Source organism: Pseudomonas sp. TCU-HL1, from assembly GCF_001708505.1.
Taxonomy (GTDB): domain Bacteria; phylum Pseudomonadota; class Gammaproteobacteria; order Pseudomonadales; family Pseudomonadaceae; genus Metapseudomonas.
Window position 1 is genome coordinate 5,577,420 of sequence record NZ_CP015992.1, and the last position, 18,578, is coordinate 5,595,997.

Consider the following 18,578-nt stretch of genomic DNA (forward strand, 5'->3'; position numbering starts at 1 on the left):
CATGACTTACGAAATTCGCGATGCCATTGAGGTTGACCTCCCCGGCATCCTCGCCATCTACAACGACGCAGTGGAGAACACCACGGCGATCTGGAACGAAACCCTGGTGGACCTGGCCAACCGCCGTGCCTGGCTGGCAGACCGCAATGCCGCCGGTTTCCCCGTGCTGGTGGCGGTAAACGCGGCAGGCGATGTGCTCGGCTACGCCAGCTATGGCACCTGGCGCACCATCGAAGGCTTCCGCCACACCGTGGAGCATTCGGTGTACGTGCACGGCGACCAGCGCGGCCAGGGCCTCGGCCCGGCGCTGATGCAGGCGCTGATCGAGCGCGCCCGCACGGCTGGCCTGCACGTAATGGTCGCCGCCATCGAGAGCGAGAACACCGCCTCCATCCGCCTGCACGAGCGCCTCGGCTTCGTCACCACCGGGCAGATGCCCCAGGTGGGCCGCAAGTTCGACCGCTGGCTCGACCTCACCTTCATGCAGCTCATCCTGGAGTGACTCCCATGATCCCCGGCGAATACCAGATCCAGGACGGCGAGATCGAACTCAACGCCGGCCGCCACACCCTGAGCCTCTCCGTGGCCAACACCGGCGACCGCCCGATCCAGGTCGGCTCGCACTATCACTTCTTCGAAACCAACGACGCACTCGCCTTCGACCGCGCCGCCGCGCGTGGCATGCGCCTGAACATCCCGGCGGGCACCGCCGTGCGCTTCGAGCCGGGCCAGAGCCGCGAGGTGGAGCTGGTCGAGCTGGCCGGTTTACGCCGCGTGTTCGGCTTCGCCGGTCGGGTGATGGGCAAGTTGTAAGGAGTAGGGTGCGCCATGCGCACCGAGGAATTGGCATAGCGTTTCGGTGCGCGCAGCGCACCCTACGGGATGGACGAATGAAAATCAGCAGACAAGCCTACGCCGACATGTTCGGCCCCACCGTCGGCGACAAGGTGCGCCTGGCCGACACCGACCTGTGGATCGAAGTCGAGAAGGACTTCACCACCTACGGCGAAGAAGTGAAGTTCGGCGGCGGCAAGGTGATCCGCGATGGCATGGGCCAGGGCCAGTTGCTGGCGGCGGATGTGGTCGACACCCTGATCACCAACGCCCTGATCATCGACCACTGGGGCATTGTCAAAGCCGACGTCGGCCTCAAGGACGGACGCATCGCAGCCATCGGCAAGGCGGGCAACCCGGACATCCAGCCCGACGTCACCATCGCCATTGGTGCCAGCACCGAGGTGATCGCTGGCGAGGGCATGATCCTCACCGCCGGCGGCATCGACACGCACATCCACTTCATCTGCCCGCAGCAGATCGAAGAGGCGCTCATGAGCGGCGTCACCACCATGATCGGCGGCGGCACCGGCCCGGCCACCGGTACCAACGCCACCACCTGCACCTCCGGCCCCTGGCACATGGCGCGCATGCTCCAGGCCGCCGATGCCTTCCCGATGAACATCGGCTTCACCGGCAAGGGCAACGCCAGCCTGCCAGAGCCGCTCATCGAGCAGGTGAAGGCCGGCGCCATCGGCCTCAAGCTCCACGAAGACTGGGGCACCACCCCGGCGGCCATCGACAATTGCCTGTCGGTTGCCGATCAGTACGACGTGCAGGTGGCCATCCACACCGACACGCTGAACGAATCCGGCTTCGTCGAAACCACCCTCGGCGCGTTCAAGGGCCGCACCATCCACACCTACCACACGGAAGGCGCCGGCGGCGGCCACGCTCCGGACATCATCAAGGCCTGTGGCTTCTCCAACGTGTTGCCCAGCTCGACCAACCCGACCCGGCCCTTCACCCGTAACACCATCGACGAACATCTGGACATGCTCATGGTCTGCCACCACCTGGACCCGAGCATCGCCGAGGACGTGGCCTTCGCCGAAAGCCGCATCCGCCGCGAAACCATCGCCGCCGAAGACATCCTCCACGACCTCGGCGCCTTCAGCATGATCAGCTCCGACAGCCAGGCCATGGGCCGTGTGGGCGAGGTCATCACCCGGACCTGGCAGACCGCCGACAAGATGAAGAAACAGCGCGGCGCCCTGCCCGAGGACGCGCCCGGCAACGACAACTTCCGCGCCAAACGCTACATTGCCAAGTACACCATCAACCCGGCCATCACCCACGGCATCAGCCACGAAGTGGGCTCGGTGGAAGTGGGCAAATGGGCTGACCTCGTGCTCTGGCGCCCAGCCTTCTTCGGCGTGAAGCCGACGCTGATCCTCAAGGGCGGGGCCATCGCCGCCAGCCTGATGGGCGACGCCAATGCCTCCATCCCCACTCCGCAGCCGGTGCACTACCGCCCGATGTTCGCCAGCTACGCCGGCAGCCGCCACGCCACCAGCCTCACCTTCATCAGCCAGGCGGCATTCGAGGCGGGCGTGCCCGCGCAGCTGGGGTTGCAGAAGAAGATCGGCGTGGTGAAGGGCTGCCGTACGGTGAAGAAGCAGGACCTGATTCACAACGGCTACACGCCGACCATCGACGTCGACCCGCAGAACTACCAGGTCAAGGCCGACGGCCAGCTGCTCTGGTGCGAGCCCGCGGACGTGCTGCCGATGGCGCAGCGGTATTTCCTGTTCTGAGTCGGGACGAATCGCCCTGTCGGCATCTCCAACTTGAGTTGCGCCCATAAAAAGACCAGAATTTGGCACCAAACTCTGGAGTCAAATTCATGCAAAGCGTTCTTGCCAATGTTGCCGTCAGCGTATCCGAGCTGAAGAAAAATCCCTCGGCCGTAGTGTCCGGTGCGAAGGGCGCCCCAGTGGCTGTTCTCAATCACAACAAGGTCATGGCCTACATGATTCCGGCTGAAACCTTCGAAGCGCTGATGGACTATCTGGACGATCAGGATCTGGCGGAGATCGTCCGCAGCCGCGCCCATGAGAAGGGAGTTAAAGTCAGCCTCGATGACCTATGAACTGGAGTTCCTGCCTTCGGCGCTGAAGGAATGGCGCAAACTTGGCGATACCGTCCGAGAGCAATTCAAGAAGAAACTCGCAGAGCGGCTATAGATGCCGCGCGTTGCGAGCGATTCCCTTCACGACATGCCTGATTGCTTCAAGATCAAGCTCCGTGCAGCCGGCTACCGTCTGGTGTATCGCGTCGAAGATGAGCGCATCACCGTGGTCGTGATAAGCGTTGGCAAGCGTGAGCGCGGATTGGTCTACAACAGAGCGCGGAATCGACTTTAAAAGGCGCCTCAGCGCAGCTGACTGTCCTTGCTGCCCCGCCGGTTGTACCCGGCATAGGCGGCGTTTTCCCTGTCGTGCTCGGTCTGGCAGGCGACGCACAGGCGCACGCCGGGGATGGCCTTGCGGCGGGCTTCAGGGATAGCGGCATCACACTCTTCGCACTGCGCAAGGCTTTCACCTTTCGGCAACTGGCTGCGCGCGCGCTGGATGGCGTCTTCGATAGTGCTGTCGATCTGTTCCTGGACGGCGCCGTCGCCGGCCCAACCACTGGCCATGCTGACCTCCCGCTTGCTTAAGGCCCAGTGGAAGATTTGGGCTTTCTTCCAGCCTTTTGCAAGGGGGGCGGTCGCCAGGCGACAAGTGGAGGTCGCGCTACTCCTTCACATCCATGAACTCCTCGGCCCAGACGATGTAATCCTCGGGCAGGGTGTACTTGTGGGTCAGCTCGGTGGCGGTGAGCTCGGTGCCGGTAGCGACTTGGCGCTGCTCGCGCAGGCAATCGTAGGTGGCCTTGATGGCCGCGAAGTAGGCCGCGTGGCCATTGACCACGATGCGCACGCCGAGCCGGGCGAGGCGGTCGTTGTCACGCAGCTTGGGGTTGCCGTAGGTGACCAGCATCAGCGGGATGCTCAGGTGCTGGGCAATCTTTTCCAGGTGCTCGAAGTCAGCCACGCCAACCATGCAGATACCGTCGGCGCCAGCGGCCTCGTAGGCCTTGGTGCGCCTGATCACTTCGTCCACATCCAGCACGCCGGCGTGGGTACGGGCGATGATGGCCAGGTCCGGATCGACACGTGCCTCCAGGGCCGCGCGGATCTTGCCGACGCCTTCCTCCACCGAGATCAGGTCGGTGGACTTGCGGCCGAACTGGGCGGGCAGCAGGGTGTCCTCGATGGTCAGGGCGGCGATGCCGGCGCGCTCCAGTTCGACCACGGTACGCATCACGTTGAGGGCGTTGCCGTAGCCGTGGTCGGCGTCGGCGATCACCGGCAGGCGCGAGACGCGGCCGATGCGGGTGGCCTGCTCGACGAACTCGCTGAGGGTGATCAGGGCGAAGTCAGGTGCGGCGAGTACCTGCAGGGAAGCAACCGAACCACCGAGGATGCCCACTTCGAACCCGAGGTCAGCAGCGATACGGGCGGACATGGGGTCGAACACAGAGGCGGTGTGAAAACAGGAATCCGAGTCCAGCAGCGCACGAAAGGCCGTGCGCAACTCGTGATGAGAAGCTCTACGCATAGGGGGCACCAAAGATCAGAAAGGGGGTCAGGATGAAGCCGGCTCCGTGACTCTGGAGCCGGCGCCCCCGTTTTTCCATTGTCAGACTGCGCCCATTCTAACGGATCAGCCTTTCAGTCCGCTTACCGTCTTGTTCGTTACGCCCGCGCCGGCCAGACTGGCGCCCCCTCTCCCGAGACCTCGCACGTGCTGGCACTCACCGGCTACCTGGGCCTGTTCCTGTCCGCCTTTGGCGCAGCCACCCTGCTACCCCTGCAATCAGAAGCCGTGCTGGTCGGCCTGCTGCTGTCCAAGGCATACCCGGCCTGGGCGCTGGTGGCCGTCGCGGCCTTCGGCAACGTACTGGGCTCGCTGGTGAACTGGCTGCTGGGGCGCTATGTGGAGCACTTTCGCGAACGGCGCTGGTTCCCGCTGAAACCGGCGCAGATGGAACGGGCGCAAGCCTTCTATCACCGCTACGGACGCTGGTCGCTGCTGCTGTCATGGGTCCCGGTGATTGGCGATCCGCTGACGCTGGTCGCCGGGGCGATGCGCGAATCCTTCTGGGTATTCCTGACGCTGGTGACCCTGGCCAAGGCGGGGCGATACCTGGTGCTGGCGGCACTCACCCTGGGCTGGACAGCGATGCCGTAGGTTGGTCCGAGCGCAGCGAGGCCCAACCTGGCGATGCTGACCGGCCTTGCGGGTATCGCACCGGGCGCTGTCCCGACACCGCGACGAACTGCGCCGGACAACCTCTTCCCGCTCGCGTAAACTGCGCGGCCGTTTTTTTGCCGGAACGCCCGCACCATGAGCAACGCCCTCCCCGCCCAGGCCCTGGGCATCGACTTCGGTACCTCCAACTCCACCGTCGGCTGGTGGCGCCCGGATATGGAGCCGCTGATCGCCCTGGAGGACGACAAGATCACCCTGCCCTCGGTGGTGTTCTTCAACACCGAAGAACGTCGCCCGGTCTACGGCCGCCTGGCCCTGCACGAGTACCTGGAAGGTTACGAAGGCCGCCTGATGCGCTCGCTGAAGAGCCTGCTGGGCTCGCCCCTGCTCAAGAGCGAAACCACGGTGCTGGGCAGCGCCCTGCCCTTCAAGGATCTGCTGGGCCTGTTCATCGGCCAGCTCAAGCAGCGCGCCGAAGCAACCGCCGGCCGGGAGTTCGAGCAGGTGGTGCTGGGTCGCCCGGTGTTCTTCGTGGATGACGACCCCGAAGCCGACCAGGAAGCGCAGAACACCCTGGTCGCAGTCGCGCAGAAACTCGGCTTCAAGGACGTTTCCTTCCAGTACGAGCCCATCGCCGCGGCCTTCGACTACGAGCGTGGCATCGAGCGCGAGGAACTGGTGCTGATCGTCGACATCGGCGGCGGCACCTCGGACTTCTCCCTGGTGCGCCTGTCGCCCCAGCGCCGTGAAGTGGCCGAGCGCCAGGACGACATCCTCGCCACCGGCGGCGTGCACATCGGCGGGACCGACTTCGACAAACAGCTCAGCCTGCAGGGCGTGATGCCGCTGTTCGGCTACGGCAGTCGGATGAAGAGCGACGCGCTGATGCCCACCAGCTTCCACCTCAACCTGGCCACCTGGCACACCATCAACGCGGTCTACGCGCAGAAGACGCAGCTGGCGCTGAAGAACATGCGCTATGACATCGTCGACGCCACCGGCATCGACCGCCTGTTCGGCCTGATCGAACAGCGCGCCGGCCACTGGCTGGCCATGCAGGTTGAAGAGAGCAAGATCGCGCTGACCGAAACCGACAGCCGCCGCATCGACCTCGCGCGCGTCGAGCCGGGCCTTGCGGTCGACCTCACCCGCCCGCTGTTCGAGAGCGCCATCGATGACCTGCTGGTGCGCATCCGCGCCAGCGTCGATGGGCTGCTGGCCCAGGCCGGCGCCACCGCCGACCAGGTCGACACGCTGTTCTTCACCGGCGGCTCCAGCGGCATCCCGGCGCTGCGCCAGAGCGTCGCGGCTATGCTGCCCAACGCCCGCCAGGTGGAAGGCAACCTGTTCGGCAGTATCGGCAGCGGCCTGGCCATCGAAGCGAAGAAACGCTACGGCTGACCGTTCATCGGCAAAACGGTCCGGCACCAGCAGCCGGGTCGGACGGGCGGTCTAGGCTCAATTCCATCAAGGGACACACGGAGAGGTGCCGAAATGAGCAAGCACGCGTTGATCCTCGCCTGCAGCCTGGCCGCCGTGGCTGGCTGCGCCGGCAAGATGGAAAACCCCACCGATTACTACACCTACCGCAACGAACCCCTGGTCAAACAAGTAGATGAAGGCATGACCGAGCAGCAGGTGCGCGCCCTGGGCGGTCCGCCGTCATCCTCCATCCGCCGCAAGGTCCATGCGGGCATCTGCAACAACTACGTCCTCAACCAGGATGGCCACGAGCAGGCCTACCACGTCAGCTTCGACAGCAATGGGCGAGTCGAGGAAAAAGGCTTCATGACCTGCGAGCAACGGGAGCTGGCCGAACGCGAAAAGGCCGAGAAGAAGGTCGAGCGCGACGGCGGCTACTGAGGCAAGTATCAGTTTGCCATCAAGGGGGCCGGAAGCCTTTACAGGCAAGGCTTTCGCCCCTTTCTCCAGGCATTTGGCCAGCTGCTGGCGCAATGCCGTCCATCGCCTGATTCACCTCCCGGCGTTCTCTGGCGAACTCTCCCTACCTTCCGGTGTTCCAACCGCTGTGTTTCAACTGCGTTAAACCGACGAGGACCCATGATGTACAAGCAAGCGCTTGTCATGGCTTGTGCCCTGGCATCGATGGCGGGCTGCGCCAGCAAGCTCGAAAACCCCACGGACTACATCACATTCCGCAACCAGCCCCTGGTGAAAAACGTCGAACCCGGCATGAGCCGGCAACAGGTTCTGATCATTGGCGGGCGTCCCTCCTCCATCGTCCAGCGCAGCGTGCATCCGGGTTCCTGCAACAACTACATCCTCAACGAGGAAGGCCACCAGCAGCCCTATCACATCAGCTTCGATAGCACGGGACGTGTGCGCCACAAGGGTTTCATGACCTGCGGGCAGCGCGAAAGGACCGAACGCGAGCAGCTCTGAAACACACCTGGCGCTTGCGCATCTGTTCCCGCAGCCCCGAAGCGCTACCTCATGTCCATGCCTTATCGACCTGCAAATCCCCCGGTCTACTCCAGCTGAACACCGAACGCGCTGTGAAAAACAGGCAAGCGCACCTGTAAATTTCCGCAACTCATTGATTAATAAGCCCACCTGGCATCATCAACAGCGTCGATGTTCTCTATCGCGCGTGTTCACTTTTTAATCGACGCCCCATCCGTAAGATTGGCTCCGTACCCAGTTTCCAGCCCCCATCGAGGAGCCCACGATCATGAAAACCCAAGCCTTCGCCGCCCTGTTCTTCGCCACCCTGACCAGCACTGCTTTCGCCCTGCCGTCCGATGCCCAACCGGTACTGGGTGAGTCGAAGCAAGGCACCACCGTCCAGGTCATCGAGCCGGTCGCCATTGAAGGTGGCTTCATGGTGCTGGACCGCGTCGCCGAAGGCGGCGCAGATCGCAGTGGTGCCAACCGCGTTGCCGAAAGCGGTGCTGACCGTACTGGCGCCAATCGCATCGCCGAAGGTGGTGCGGATCGTCTGCTGCAAGCCCAGCGCGTCAGCTGATTCCCGCGCGAAAAACCTCCAGGCCCGGCGAATGCCGGGCTTTTTGTTTGTGGGAGCGAACTCATTCGCGAAGGGCCGCAAAGCGGCCCCGTAGACTGGATAGCGCTCTTCCTATCCACCCTTGATGACACGGCGAACTGCACCGATAGCCCCCCATTCCAGTGACAAGTTGCGCATTACTGAGGCGTGTTCGACGCCCGCGAAGTCGTTTTGCTAGAGTGCGCCGCACATTCGCCAACGGCCACGCCCCATGACCCCGCGCTCGGAACAGAAGCAGCAGACTCGCCACGCCCTGATGGACGCCGCGCGTATCCTGATGGACAGCGGCCGCGGCTTCGGCAGCCTGAGCTTGCGCGAGGTGACACGCAACGCCGGCATCGTGCCCACCGGTTTCTATCGCCACTTCACCGACATGGACGAACTGGGCCTGGCGCTGGTGGAAGAAGTAGGCGAGACCTTCCGCGCCACCATCCGCGTGGTACGCCATAACGAATTCGAGCTGGGCGGCATCATCGAAGCGTCGGTCCGCATCTTCCTCGACGCGGTGGCCGCCAATCGAGGCCAGTTCCTGTTCCTCGCCCGCGAGCAGTACGGCGGCTCCCAGCCCGTGCGTCAGGCCATCGGAGCGCTGCGCCAGCGCATCACCGACGACCTCGCCGCCGACCTCAAGCTGATCAACCGCATGCCGCAACTGGATGACAAAGGGGTCGACCTGGTCGCCGACCTGGTGGTGAAGACCGTTTTCGCCACCCTGCCCGAGCTCATCGACCCACCCGCGGACAACCTGCCCCCGCACCTGCTGCCAGCCGCCAAGATCACCCAACAGCTGCGCTTCATCATGATTGGCGGCAAGCACTGGCAGGGTCCGGGCAAACCGAAAAACTGACCGGTTCGCCAACTTCGTCGCGCCACATTGGTGCAAGACGCACCATCTCAGACCACCAGCACGCCCCACAGACAGGCACGCCCTCGCCAGAACCCCGGTAAACGGGCGCCCCGCCATCTTGGCAAGGGCCTTGCTCTACACCCGGCACTGCACACTGCCGGATTCACCCGATGCTGGTCATCCACGAACGAATAGACGCTCAGCCCACCTGGGACGAAGAACTGCTGCTGACCTATGAGGCGCGCAGCAAGAGCCGCCTGCGCTGCTTCACGGTGAAGGGCGAGGACGTCGGCCTGTTCCTCGAACGCGGCCAGCCGCCCCTGCGCGACGGCGATTGCCTGCGCAGCCAGGACGGTCGTGTCGTGCGAGTCAGCGCCCGCCCGGAAACGCTGCTCCACGTCACCTGCGCCAGTGCCTTCGAACTGACCCGCGCCGCCTACCACCTGGGCAATCGCCACGTTGCGCTGCAGATCGGCGATGGCTGGCTGCGCCTGCTGGACGACTACGTGCTCAAGGCCATGCTCGAACAGCTCGGTGCCACCGTGGAAAGCATCGAAGCCGGTTTCCAGCCCGAACACGGCGCCTACGGCGGTGGCCATCACCATTCTCACCAGTTGGAGGCGGACTTCAGCTACGCGCCACGCCTGCATCAATTCGGTGTGCGCAAGTGAACAAGGCTTGGCAGCTGTTGCGGCTCGCCAGTCCCCAGCTTCCCATTGGCGGCTACAGCTACTCGCAAGGACTTGAGCTGGCGGTGGACAGCGGCCTGGTGCATGACTCGGACAGTGCCGCACGCTGGATCACCGACCAGCTGCTGCTCAACCTGGCACGCTTCGAAGCGCCCTTGCTGCTGGCCCATTGCGAGGCCGCCGAACGCGAGGACTGGAGCGAGCTGAAGGCGCTGGCCGAGCGTCACCGCGCCAGCCGCGAAACCCGCGAGCTGCAGCAGGAAAGCCGGCAGATGGGCTATTCCCTGCAACAGTTGCTCAACGATCTGCCCGAGCAGGACGACGCCGCCCGCGCCCTGCTCGCCGAACTCGCAGAACCCGGCCTCGCCGTGGCCTGGGCCCTGGCCGCGCGCGCCTGGTCCATCGCCCCGCAGGACGCTCTGGCCGCCTGGCTCTGGGGCTGGCTGGAAAACCAGCTGGCGGTGCTGATGAAAACCCTGCCGCTGGGCCAGCAAGCCGCCCAGCGCCTGACCTCCGCCCTGTTGCCCTGCCTGGAGCGGGCCCAGCACGCGGCCAGTGAAATCCCACCGGTTCGCTGGGGCAGCGCCGCCTTCGGCCTGGCCCTGGCGAGCATGGCGCACGAGCGCCAGTACAGCCGTCTGTTCCGTTCCTAGGAGATGCACAGCATATGAACAGCCAACCCCTGCGCGTCGGCATCGGCGGCCCGGTCGGTTCCGGCAAGACCGCCCTGACCCTGGCCCTCTGCCGCGCCCTGCGCGACCGCTACAACCTGGCGGTGGTGACCAACGATATCTACACCCAGGAAGACGCCCAGTTCCTGGTGCGCAACGAGGCCCTGGCGCCGGAACGCATCATCGGCGTCGAAACCGGCGGCTGCCCGCACACTGCGATCCGCGAAGACGCCTCGATCAACCTGGAAGCCGTGGAGCAGTTGAACCGTCGTTTCCCCGGCCTGGACCTGATCCTGGTGGAATCGGGCGGCGACAACCTGTCAGCCACCTTCAGCCCGGAACTCTCCGACCTGACCCTCTACGTGATCGACGTCTCCGCTGGCGACAAGCTGCCGCGCAAGGGCGGACCCGGCATCTGCAAGTCGGACCTGCTGGTGATCAACAAGGTGGACCTGGCGCCCATGGTCGGCGCTTCGCTGGAAGTGATGGACCGCGATGCCCGCAAGATGCGCGGCGAACGCCCCTTCGTGTTCAGTAACCAGAAGGTCGGCCAGGGCCTCGACGAGATCATCGCCTTCATCGAGAAGCAGGGCCTGCTGACCAGCGCCTGACCCCTCAGCCGACAGGATTCGTTTTCAAGGAGCTTCACCATGACCCTGCGCAAGTCGCTCTTCGCCATCGCCCTGTTCCTCACCCCGGCCATGGCGTTCGCCCACGCTGGCCACGACCACTCCGGCCTGATGGCGGGCGCTGCCCACCCGCTCACCGGCCTCGATCACCTCCTGGCCATGCTCGCTGTCGGTCTCTGGGCCGCACAGCAGCATGGCTCGGCTCGCTGGGCACTGCCGCTGACCTTCGCCGGCACCCTGCTGCTGGGAGGTTTCGCGGGCTTCGCCGGCATGGAAGTGCCGCTGATGGAAACCGGCATCGCCGGCTCGGTACTCGCCCTCGGCCTGCTGGTGGCCGTGGCGGTACGTCCGCCGCTGTGGCTGGCCATGGGCCTGACCGCCCTCTTCGCCCTGGCCCACGGCGTCGCCCACGGCCTGGAACTGCCGGACCTGGCCAGCCCCTGGGGCTATGCCGCCGGCTTCGTCGCCGCCACCACCGCCCTGCATGCCGCCGGCTACGGCCTGGTCCGTGCCCTGCCGCAAGCCGCTGCGCCACTGGTGCGCATTGCCGGTGGTGCTTCCGCAGGTGCCGGGGTGTGGCTGCTGGCGGGTTGAGTCCGGTACACCCTTCCTTAGCGTTTCGCGAATGAATTCGCTCCCACAGGTAAGACTGCGTGCGTCCTTGTGGGAGCGAATTCATTCGCGATAGACCTTGCAACGCGCTCCTCATCTCAACCCGCACATATCCCCCTCGCCTCCCCGTCACGTCTTTGTCATAGTCCGCGCGTTTGATTCGGCACGCCCGTCCACGTCTTACGGATAAGAACAACATGAAGCGCTTCGCCCGATTCTTTCTCGCTCCCCTTTTCCTGATCGTCGTCGCCCTGCTGGCCCTGGCCCTGACCAGCCGTCCAGCAGAGCGCCCGGTGGTGCTCGCCGGCTTCGGCGACCAGCCCCTGGTGATCGCCCATCGCGGCGGGCGCGGCCTGTGGCCGGAGAACACCCTGTTCGCCTTCGAACGTGCCGCCGCCCTCAAGGTGGACATGCTGGAGATGGACCTGCGCCGCACCCACGACGGCGAGCTGGTGGTGCTGCACGACGCCAGGGTGGATCGCACCACCAATGGCGACGGCAAGGTCGCCGACCTGACCCTCGCCGAGGTACAGGCCCTGGACGCCGGCTATCGCTGGAGTGCAGACGGTGGCGAAAGCCATCCCTATCGCGGCCAGGGCATCCGCGTCCCGACCTTCGGCGAAGTGCTGGAGCGCTTCCCGGAGCAGGCCAAGGTGGTGGAGATCAAAGTGCCGGACGTCGGCATGGAAGAGCAGCTCTGCGCCCTGCTGGACAGGCACGAGCAGCGCGAGCGGGTGCTGGTGGGAAGTTTCTATGAGCGCAGCCTCAAGCGCTTTCGCCAAGTCTGCCCAGGCGTCGCCACCTCGGCCGGACCGAGCTCGGTGCGCCTGCTGGTGGCGCTGAACTGGGTCGGCCTGGGCAGCCTGGTCAGCCCGTCCTATCAGGCCTTGCAGATCCCCGAACGCAGCGGCGGACTGCAGGTAGCCAGCGAACGCCTCATGCAGGCCGCACTACAACGGGGGCTGGCGGTACAGATGTGGACCATCAACGAGCAACCGGCCATGCGCCACCTGCTGGACATGGGGGCGAATGGCCTGATTACCGATTACCCGGATCGCGCCCTGCAACTGCTCGGACGCTCCACCCGCCTCACTTCGCTGAGCGATCGATAGCGAAACCGGCCCAGGTCTGGCTCACAGGCATCAGCTCCAGGCTGTTGATGTTGATGTGGGCCGGCTGGTTCATGATCCAGAAGATGGTTTCGGCGATGTCTTCGGGCTGGATGGCTTCGGCACCGGCATAGGTGGCGTCGTATTTGGCCTGGTCGCCGCCGAAGCGCACCAGGGAGAACTCGCTCTCACACAGGCCCGGCTCGATATTGGAGACGCGTACGCCGGTGCCCACCAGGTCATTGCGCAGGCTCAGCGAGAACTGGGCGACGAAGGCCTTGGTGCCGCCGTACACATGGCTGCCCGGATAGGGCCAGTTGCCCGCTACCGAGCCCAGGTTGACGATGCTCGCGCCACGACCATGGGCGATCAGGCGCGGCAGCAGCAGGCGGGTGCTGTACATCAGCCCCTTGATGTTGGTGTCGACCATGGTGTCCCAGTCATCCAGGTCGCACTTGGGTGCTGGGTCGGCGCCCAGGGCCAGGCCAGCGTTGTTGATCAGGCCACGAATCTTTTCGTACTTCGCCGGCAGACCGGCGATGGCCGCTTCCATGGCCTTGCGATCGCGCACGTCGAGTTCCAGGGTGTGCACGTCGGTCAGGGCCGAGAGTTCATCCTTCAGCGCCTGCAGCCGCGCGGCGCGGCGGCCGGTCAGCACCAGCGACCAGCCGGCCTGGGCAAAGCGCCGGGCGCAGGCCTCGCCGAATCCCGAGGTGGCGCCGGTGATGAAAAGGGTGGAAGTCATGCTGTTCTCCTTGCTCTGGGGCACAGGCCCGTTGCGATTAGACCGGCATAGGTTACGACATCCACAGGGACGAACTGATGGCGAAAAAACCAGCATCTCCATGCAGCCCCCGTCGCAGCTGCCCTGCAGCAGTTATTCCCAATCTTATCCACAGCTTTCCACACAGCGAACGGGGACAAGTCGAGATGCGTTTCCAAACGATGGATAACTCATACAAGCCACTGTTTTCGTGGAATAAACATCGATTGAGCAATATTTGATCGGCCGTCTGTGCGTGGCGAGAATAGGGGCCTGGCGGCAGCTACCACCAAGTTATCCACAGAGTGTTTCACAGGGATTGTGGGTATCAGGCCGGGCCCGGCTTTACCTGTGGGAGCGAATTCATTCGCGATTGGCTACAGGGCAGGCCTTCGGCCTGCTTCGCGAATGAATTCGCTCCTACAAAAAACGTTTCTCACGACTGTGATGTGGATATCCCCGCATCGGACAGGCGGGGCTGGCGCCCTTCTCCATGGGCCTAGACTTCCCTGGCTAACCACAGAGGAGATAGGGCCATGGTCAAAGTTGCGTTGCTGGTACGCCTGGAAGCCAGGCCGGGCAAAGTCGCCGAGGTGGAGGACTTCCTCCATGGCGGCTTACCGCTGGTGCAGGAAGAACCCGATACCACTGTCTGGTTCGCGCTGCGCATGGGGCCGACGACCTTCGGCATCTTCGACGCCTTCGATAGTGACCTGGGGCTACAGGCGCATATGACCGGCCAGGTGGCCGCCGCCTTGATGGAGCGCGCCGGAGACCTGTTCAGCAAGCCGCCGCAGATCGAGCGGGTGGAGGTGCTGGCGGCGAAGTTGCCCTTCGCCGAGGAGGAGGAGGAGTTCTGAACAACTGTGTGCGAATTCATTCGCGAAAGCAGGCCGCAGGGCTGCCAAAAGGGACCGCTGCGCGATTCTTCGCGAGTAAAGGTCCACGTTCGTAGAACGTGGACGTGTGTTTGCCCCCTGTTAAGGGGGCCATCCTCACACGCAGCACTCGGCTGATCTCCGCCACCGTGCCCAGCAGTAGGGTGCGCCATGCGCACCGCGGCGATGGTGGCGACTCCGAGTCCGTCTCCCGGTGCGCGCGGCGCACCCTACGGGACCGGCAGCATCCTGCTGGTTCGCTGACTCGAATCGTCACAGGCAGAGCCGATGACTCATGACCACGTCCTAAGGACGTGGTTTCCCAAGTTCAAATGAATTCGCTCCTACAAGGGTTTTTCCACCGCCTGTAGCAACACCTGCGCCGCAATCAGGTCTTCCAGCGCATAACCCACGGACTTGAACAGGGTGATCTCGCTGCTGGTCTGGCGGTGGCCGCGGCCATGCAGCAGGTCGGCGAGTTCGAAGTGGATGCTCTGTTCGGTGATAGCACCGTCTGCGATGGCGAAGAGCAGGTCACCGGCCTCCTCCAGGGCGCCGTCACGGGTATCGACGACGATGCGCGAGCGGGCCACCGCGGCGCTGTCGGTTTCGCGCATGGTCGGCAGGAAGGCGCCCACCAGGTCGAGGTGGGTGCCCGGCCGCAGCCAGTCGCCTAGGATCAGCGGCGTGGTGGACGTGGTGACGCAACTGATGCAGTCGGCCTGCTGGGCGCAGGTCTGCAGATCGGACGCCACCTGCACCGGATAGCCCTCGGCGACGAGCGTGCGCACCAACTCGGCAGCCTTGTCCGGATGGCGCCCCCAGATATCCACACGCTCGTACTGCCGCACCACGCAGTGGGCGCGGACCATGTGTGCAGCGAGGGTACCGCTACCCACCACCAGCAGCCGGCTGGCGTCATGGCGCACCAGGCTGCTGGCGGCCAGGGAGGATGTGCAGGCGGTGCGCCGGGCGGTGAGTTCGGAGGCCTCCAGCACCGCAAGGGGCCGCCCGGTGGCATCGTCGAACAGGGTGAAGAGCGCGGCGACCGAGGGCAGGCCCTTCGCGCCGTTGTGGGGAAATACGGTGACCAGTTTCACCCCGACGCCCTGCCCTTTCTGCCAGACCGGCATGCACAGCAGCGAGGCATCCTCCGGCAAGGCATGGCTGGCGCGCACCGGCGCCTCGGCCGGGTTGGCCAGGCCAACGCGCAGGGCGTCGATGAGTTGTGGATAAGCCAGCGCCGCAGCGACATCGGCGTTGGTGAAGAAGCGCAGGGTTTGCATCTCTGGACTCCTTGGGGAACCGAGTGCGAGCGAATTGCCCTCTCCCCCGGCCCCTCTCCCTGAAGGGAGAGGGGGACGCTCGGGAAAGGTTGGAGGTGGCGGGTCAGTGACCGCCGAGGTAGGCGTTGCGGACGTCCTGGTTGCCCAGCAGTTCTTCGCCCGTGCCGCTCATGCGGATTTCGCCGGTGACCATCACGTAGGCGCGGTCGGACAGCCTGAGCGCGTGGTTGGCGTTCTGCTCGACGAGGAAGATGGTCATGCCGGTCTGGGCCAGTTCCCGCAGGGTCTGGAAGATCTGCTTGACCACGATGGGCGCAAGGCCCAGGGAAGGTTCGTCGAGCAGCAGCAGCTTGGGCCGGCTCATCAGCGCGCGGGCGATGGCGAGCATCTGCTGCTCGCCACCGGACATGGTCATGGCGCGCTGATTGCGCCGTTCCTTCAGGCGCGGGAAGAGGTCGAACATGCGCTGCATGTCTTCATCCGCATGGTCCATGCCGACGGGGATGGTGCCCATCAGCAGGTTCTCCTCCACGCTCATGTCGGGGAACACCCGGCGCCCTTCCGGCGACTGGGCGACGCCGTTGGAGGCGACGTAGTGCGCCGACTTGTGGGTGATGTCGGTGCCCCGGTAGACGATGGCGCCATTGGCCGCGCGCGGCTGGCCGAAAATGGACATCAGCAGGGTGGACTTGCCGGCGCCGTTGGCGCCAATCAGGCTCACCGTCTCGCCTTCGTTGATGTGCAGGCTGACGCTCCGCAGGGCCTGGATCGGCCCGTAGAAGACGTCGACATCCTTGAACTCCAGGAGGGGGGTGCTCATGCCACTTCCTCCTCTTCGGCGCCTAGGTACGCGGCTATCACCTTCGGATCGTGGCGGATGTCGTGGGGGTTGCCCTCGGCAATCACTTCGCCGTGGTCCAGCACCACGATGTAGTCGGAAATGCTCATCACCATGCCCATGTCGTGTTCGATCAGCAGAACGGTCTGGTCGTGCTCGTCGCGCAGCTTGCGGATGATCCGGCTGAGCGCTTCGGTCTCGGCCGGGTTGAGGCCGGCAGCGGGTTCGTCGAGGCAGATCAGCTGCGGCCGAGTGCACATGGCGCGGGCGATTTCCAGGCGGCGCTGCTGGCCGTAGGACAGCTCGCCAGCCAGGCGGTTGGCGCAGTCCACCAGGTCCACCACTTCCAGCCAGTAGAACGCGTGGTTCAGCGCGTCATCCTCGGCCTTGCGGAAACCCGGGGTATTGAACACGCCGGCCAGCAGATTGCGGTTGACCCACATGTGCTGGGCCACCAGCAGGTTCTCCACCACCGACATTTCACGGAACAGGCGGATGTTCTGGAAGGTGCGCGCAAGTCCCGCACGGTTAACCAGGTGGGTGCCGCCGAACATCTTGTAATGCAGGCGGCTGGCGAACTGCGCCGGGTTGACGAAGTCGGTCGGCTGGAAGGGTTCGCCCAGCACCTTGATCACATCGGTGGTCACGCCACGGGCGTTGAGCTGAATGCGTCCGCCGGTGGCCTTGTAGAAGCCGGTCAGGCAGTTGAACACAGTGGTCTTTCCGGCACCGTTGGGGCCGATCAGCGCGGAGATGGAGCCGCGCTTGATCTTCAGGCTGACGTCGTTGAGCGCCTTGATGCCACCGAAGTGCATCATCAGGTGCTCGACGCTGAGGATGTGTTCGCTGCTCATGGCGCAACTCCTTTACGCGGGGTAAAGCCAACGCGGCTGATGCGTATCAGCCCGCGCGGCCGCCAGATCATCATCAGCACCATGAGGATGCCGAAGAGCAGCACGCGGTAGTCGGCGAAGGCGCGCAGCAGCTCCGGAGCGACGGTGAGGACAAAGGCGGCGATCACCACCCCGACGGTAGAGCCCATGCCCCCGAGCACGACGATGGCGAGGATCAGCGCCGACTCGAAGAAGGTGAAGGACGAGGGGTTGACGAAGCCCTGGTAGCTGGCGAAGAACACCCCGGCCAGGCCGGCGGTGGAGGCGCCCAGCATGAAGGCCGAGAGCTTCACCAGCACGTGGTTCAGGCCCATGGCGCGGCAGGCGATCTCATCCTCGCGCAGCGCTTCCCAGGCTCGCCCCACCGGCATGCGGGTCAGCCGGTGCTTGATGTAGAGCACCAGCAGCACCACCAGGAAGAGCACCACGTAGATGAACAGGAACTTCAGGTTGGGGTTGTAGGCGATACCGAAGAACTCGTGGAAGGGCACCCCGCCTTCCTTGGCCCGGCGGCCGAACTCCAGACCGAAGAAGGTCGGCGACGGCACCGACATGCCGTTCGGCCCACCGGTGAAGTCCAGCCAGTTGTTGAGGATCAGGCGGATGATCTCGCCGAAGCCCAGGGTGACGATGGCCAGATAGTCACCGTGCATGCGCAGCACCGGGAAGCCCAGCAGTGCCCCAGCCATCGCCGCAATCAGGGGGGACAATGGCAGCACTGCCCAGAAGCCCAGGCCAAGATACTCATAACCGAGCGCCAGGCCATAGGCACCGATGGCGTAGAAGGCCACGTAGCCGAGGTCGAGTAGGCCGGCGAGGCCCACCACTATGTTCAGCCCCAGGCCGAGCAGCACGTAGATCAGCCCGAGGATGACCACGGTGAGCAAGTACTTGCCAGCGAAGAGGGGGAAGATCACCGCGGCGACCAGGATCAGCGGGAGGATCCAGCGCAACCGGCTCTGGTAGCCGGGGTCGCGCACATGCACGCCGGAGCCAACGGTCTCGAAGCGCTGCATCAGCACTTCGCCGCGAGCGGTCTGCAGGTAGAGGCTGAGGGCGAAACGCCCAGCCACGACCACGGCGATCATCCAGCCGACACGGCTGAACTCCAGGTTGAAGCTGTAGCCGTCGAGCACCACGCCGACGATGGGGCCGAACACGATCAGGGCCAAGAGGCCGGCGAGCACGGCGTCGATCAGGCTCTTCTTGAAATCCAGGGGTTTGCTTGCAATGGCGGACGACATG

At 64.7% G+C, this 18,578-nt stretch carries 23 protein-coding genes and 1 pseudogene; 17 read left to right on the forward strand and 7 right to left on the reverse strand.

Features of this window, described 5'->3' with window-relative positions; all coding sequences use genetic code 11:
* Position 1 precedes the first annotated feature (1 nt).
* The 5 genes and pseudogenes from THL1_RS25570 (at position 2) to THL1_RS25590 (ending at position 3,200) form a co-directional block, all read left to right on the forward strand.
* A complete protein-coding gene (locus THL1_RS25570; RefSeq protein ID WP_069085859.1) occupies positions 2–502 on the forward strand; it encodes a GNAT family N-acetyltransferase in 501 nt (166 codons plus the stop codon).
* Between the two features lie 5 nt (positions 503–507).
* Positions 508–813: an urease subunit beta gene (locus tag THL1_RS25575; RefSeq protein WP_069085860.1), complete on the forward strand. Its 306-nt coding sequence runs from the start codon at positions 508–510 to the stop codon at positions 811–813.
* 77 nt (positions 814–890) lie between these two features.
* Entirely contained in the window at positions 891–2,591 is a 1,701-nt protein-coding gene (gene ureC / locus THL1_RS25580; RefSeq protein WP_069085861.1) for an urease subunit alpha, read from the forward strand.
* An 89-nt stretch (positions 2,592–2,680) separates the two neighbouring features.
* The gene (locus tag THL1_RS25585) at positions 2,681–2,926 is read left to right on the forward strand and encodes a type II toxin-antitoxin system Phd/YefM family antitoxin (RefSeq protein ID WP_069085862.1); all 246 of its coding nucleotides are present in this window, start codon (positions 2,681–2,683) and stop codon (positions 2,924–2,926) included.
* Positions 2,916–3,200 (forward strand): annotated as a pseudogene (locus tag THL1_RS25590) (type II toxin-antitoxin system RelE family toxin). The gene THL1_RS25585 and the pseudogene THL1_RS25590 overlap by 11 nt, the downstream one beginning before the upstream one ends.
* Positions 3,201–3,208: 8 nt before the next feature.
* Here THL1_RS25590 and THL1_RS25595 read toward each other — a convergent pair.
* Positions 3,209–3,475 carry a DksA/TraR family C4-type zinc finger protein gene (locus tag THL1_RS25595; RefSeq protein ID WP_069085863.1) on the reverse strand — a complete coding sequence of 89 codons (267 nt, stop codon included), beginning with the start codon at positions 3,473–3,475 and terminating at the stop codon, positions 3,209–3,211.
* Between the two features lie 97 nt (positions 3,476–3,572).
* Positions 3,573–4,439 carry an isocitrate lyase/PEP mutase family protein gene (locus THL1_RS25600; RefSeq protein ID WP_069085864.1) on the reverse strand — a complete coding sequence of 289 codons (867 nt, stop codon included), beginning with the start codon at positions 4,437–4,439 and terminating at the stop codon, positions 3,573–3,575.
* A 186-nt stretch (positions 4,440–4,625) separates the two neighbouring features.
* On the opposite strand from THL1_RS25600, the gene THL1_RS25605 reads away from it, so the two are divergent.
* The 11 genes from THL1_RS25605 (at position 4,626) to THL1_RS25655 (ending at position 12,678) form a co-directional block, all read left to right on the forward strand.
* On the forward strand, positions 4,626–5,072 hold the full coding sequence (locus THL1_RS25605) for a YqaA family protein (RefSeq protein WP_069085865.1): 447 nt from the start codon (positions 4,626–4,628) through the stop codon (positions 5,070–5,072).
* A gap of 156 nt (positions 5,073–5,228) precedes the next feature.
* Positions 5,229–6,494: an Hsp70 family protein gene (locus THL1_RS25610; RefSeq protein ID WP_069085866.1), complete on the forward strand. Its 1,266-nt coding sequence runs from the start codon at positions 5,229–5,231 to the stop codon at positions 6,492–6,494.
* A gap of 93 nt (positions 6,495–6,587) precedes the next feature.
* Positions 6,588–6,956, forward strand: coding sequence for an osmotically-inducible lipoprotein OsmE (gene osmE / locus THL1_RS25615; protein ID WP_069085867.1), 369 nt, complete (start codon positions 6,588–6,590; stop codon positions 6,954–6,956).
* Positions 6,957–7,157: 201 nt separating this feature from the next.
* Positions 7,158–7,496, forward strand: coding sequence for an osmotically-inducible lipoprotein OsmE (gene osmE / locus THL1_RS25620; RefSeq protein WP_069086634.1), 339 nt, complete (start codon positions 7,158–7,160; stop codon positions 7,494–7,496).
* A gap of 289 nt (positions 7,497–7,785) precedes the next feature.
* The gene (locus THL1_RS25625; RefSeq protein WP_069085868.1) at positions 7,786–8,079 is read left to right on the forward strand and encodes a hypothetical protein; all 294 of its coding nucleotides are present in this window, start codon (positions 7,786–7,788) and stop codon (positions 8,077–8,079) included.
* Between the two features lie 250 nt (positions 8,080–8,329).
* Positions 8,330–8,965, forward strand: coding sequence for a TetR family transcriptional regulator (locus tag THL1_RS25630; protein ID WP_069085869.1), 636 nt, complete (start codon positions 8,330–8,332; stop codon positions 8,963–8,965).
* A 170-nt stretch (positions 8,966–9,135) separates the two neighbouring features.
* Complete coding sequence (ureE, locus tag THL1_RS25635) at positions 9,136–9,636, forward strand: urease accessory protein UreE (protein WP_069085870.1); 501 nt, start codon at positions 9,136–9,138, stop codon at positions 9,634–9,636.
* Positions 9,633–10,307, forward strand: a complete 675-nt coding sequence (locus THL1_RS25640; protein WP_069085871.1) for an urease accessory protein UreF — start codon at positions 9,633–9,635, stop codon at positions 10,305–10,307. The genes ureE and THL1_RS25640 overlap by 4 nt, the downstream gene beginning before the upstream one ends.
* A 14-nt stretch (positions 10,308–10,321) precedes the next feature.
* Positions 10,322–10,936 carry an urease accessory protein UreG gene (ureG, locus tag THL1_RS25645; RefSeq protein WP_069085872.1) on the forward strand — a complete coding sequence of 205 codons (615 nt, stop codon included), beginning with the start codon at positions 10,322–10,324 and terminating at the stop codon, positions 10,934–10,936.
* 39 nt (positions 10,937–10,975) lie between these two features.
* Positions 10,976–11,548 (forward strand): HupE/UreJ family protein, encoded by a 573-nt coding sequence (locus THL1_RS25650; RefSeq protein WP_069085873.1) that lies wholly within the window; start codon positions 10,976–10,978, stop codon positions 11,546–11,548.
* Between the two features lie 215 nt (positions 11,549–11,763).
* Positions 11,764–12,678 (forward strand): glycerophosphodiester phosphodiesterase, encoded by a 915-nt coding sequence (locus tag THL1_RS25655; RefSeq protein ID WP_069085874.1) that lies wholly within the window; start codon positions 11,764–11,766, stop codon positions 12,676–12,678.
* Here the strand turns inward: THL1_RS25655 and THL1_RS25660 are convergent.
* Complete coding sequence (locus THL1_RS25660) at positions 12,656–13,420, reverse strand: SDR family oxidoreductase (protein WP_069085875.1); 765 nt, start codon at positions 13,418–13,420, stop codon at positions 12,656–12,658. The two genes, THL1_RS25655 and THL1_RS25660, sit on opposite strands and share 23 nt — an antisense overlap.
* Positions 13,421–13,974: 554 nt before the next feature.
* Here THL1_RS25660 and THL1_RS25665 point away from each other — a divergent pair.
* Entirely contained in the window at positions 13,975–14,298 is a 324-nt protein-coding gene (locus THL1_RS25665) for a putative quinol monooxygenase (protein ID WP_069085876.1), read from the forward strand.
* A 362-nt stretch (positions 14,299–14,660) separates the two neighbouring features.
* Here THL1_RS25665 and THL1_RS25670 read toward each other — a convergent pair whose 3' ends face one another.
* The 4 genes from THL1_RS25670 to livM form a co-directional block, all read right to left on the reverse strand.
* Positions 14,661–15,602, reverse strand: coding sequence for an ornithine cyclodeaminase family protein (locus THL1_RS25670; RefSeq protein ID WP_069085877.1), 942 nt, complete (start codon positions 15,600–15,602; stop codon positions 14,661–14,663).
* A gap of 103 nt (positions 15,603–15,705) precedes the next feature.
* Positions 15,706–16,422, reverse strand: coding sequence for an ABC transporter ATP-binding protein (locus tag THL1_RS25675; protein WP_069085878.1), 717 nt, complete (start codon positions 16,420–16,422; stop codon positions 15,706–15,708).
* A complete protein-coding gene (locus THL1_RS25680; RefSeq protein WP_069085879.1) occupies positions 16,419–17,294 on the reverse strand; it encodes an ABC transporter ATP-binding protein in 876 nt (291 codons plus the stop codon). The genes THL1_RS25675 and THL1_RS25680 overlap by 4 nt, the downstream gene beginning before the upstream one ends.
* A complete protein-coding gene (gene livM, locus THL1_RS25685) occupies positions 17,291–18,577 on the reverse strand; it encodes a high-affinity branched-chain amino acid ABC transporter permease LivM (RefSeq protein ID WP_069085880.1) in 1,287 nt (428 codons plus the stop codon). Before livM ends, THL1_RS25680 begins: the two co-directional genes overlap by 4 nt.
* Position 18,578 lies beyond the last annotated feature (1 nt).

Bases quoted from the DNA above. Each gene is read 5' to 3' on its own strand.
- THL1_RS25570 (WP_069085859.1), top strand. From the start codon at position 2: ATGACTTACGAAATTCGCGATGCCATTGAGGTTGACCTCCCCGGCATC.
- THL1_RS25575 (WP_069085860.1), top strand. From the start codon at position 508: ATGATCCCCGGCGAATACCAGATCCAGGACGGCGAGATCGAACTCAAC.
- ureC (WP_069085861.1), top strand. From the start codon at position 891: ATGAAAATCAGCAGACAAGCCTACGCCGACATGTTCGGCCCCACCGTC.
- THL1_RS25585 (WP_069085862.1), top strand. From the start codon at position 2,681: ATGCAAAGCGTTCTTGCCAATGTTGCCGTCAGCGTATCCGAGCTGAAG.
- THL1_RS25595 (WP_069085863.1), bottom strand. From the start codon at position 3,475: ATGGCCAGTGGTTGGGCCGGCGACGGCGCCGTCCAGGAACAGATCGAC.
- THL1_RS25600 (WP_069085864.1), bottom strand. From the start codon at position 4,439: ATGCGTAGAGCTTCTCATCACGAGTTGCGCACGGCCTTTCGTGCGCTG.
- THL1_RS25610 (WP_069085866.1), top strand. From the start codon at position 5,229: ATGAGCAACGCCCTCCCCGCCCAGGCCCTGGGCATCGACTTCGGTACC.
- osmE (WP_069085867.1), top strand. From the start codon at position 6,588: ATGAGCAAGCACGCGTTGATCCTCGCCTGCAGCCTGGCCGCCGTGGCT.
- osmE (WP_069086634.1), top strand. From the start codon at position 7,158: ATGTACAAGCAAGCGCTTGTCATGGCTTGTGCCCTGGCATCGATGGCG.
- THL1_RS25625 (WP_069085868.1), top strand. From the start codon at position 7,786: ATGAAAACCCAAGCCTTCGCCGCCCTGTTCTTCGCCACCCTGACCAGC.
- THL1_RS25630 (WP_069085869.1), top strand. From the start codon at position 8,330: ATGACCCCGCGCTCGGAACAGAAGCAGCAGACTCGCCACGCCCTGATG.
- ureE (WP_069085870.1), top strand. From the start codon at position 9,136: ATGCTGGTCATCCACGAACGAATAGACGCTCAGCCCACCTGGGACGAA.
- ureG (WP_069085872.1), top strand. From the start codon at position 10,322: ATGAACAGCCAACCCCTGCGCGTCGGCATCGGCGGCCCGGTCGGTTCC.
- THL1_RS25650 (WP_069085873.1), top strand. From the start codon at position 10,976: ATGACCCTGCGCAAGTCGCTCTTCGCCATCGCCCTGTTCCTCACCCCG.
- THL1_RS25655 (WP_069085874.1), top strand. From the start codon at position 11,764: ATGAAGCGCTTCGCCCGATTCTTTCTCGCTCCCCTTTTCCTGATCGTC.
- THL1_RS25660 (WP_069085875.1), bottom strand. From the start codon at position 13,420: ATGACTTCCACCCTTTTCATCACCGGCGCCACCTCGGGATTCGGCGAG.
- THL1_RS25665 (WP_069085876.1), top strand. From the start codon at position 13,975: ATGGTCAAAGTTGCGTTGCTGGTACGCCTGGAAGCCAGGCCGGGCAAA.
- THL1_RS25670 (WP_069085877.1), bottom strand. From the start codon at position 15,602: ATGCAAACCCTGCGCTTCTTCACCAACGCCGATGTCGCTGCGGCGCTG.
- THL1_RS25675 (WP_069085878.1), bottom strand. From the start codon at position 16,422: ATGAGCACCCCCCTCCTGGAGTTCAAGGATGTCGACGTCTTCTACGGG.
- THL1_RS25680 (WP_069085879.1), bottom strand. From the start codon at position 17,294: ATGAGCAGCGAACACATCCTCAGCGTCGAGCACCTGATGATGCACTTC.
- livM (WP_069085880.1), bottom strand. From the start codon at position 18,577: ATGTCGTCCGCCATTGCAAGCAAACCCCTGGATTTCAAGAAGAGCCTG.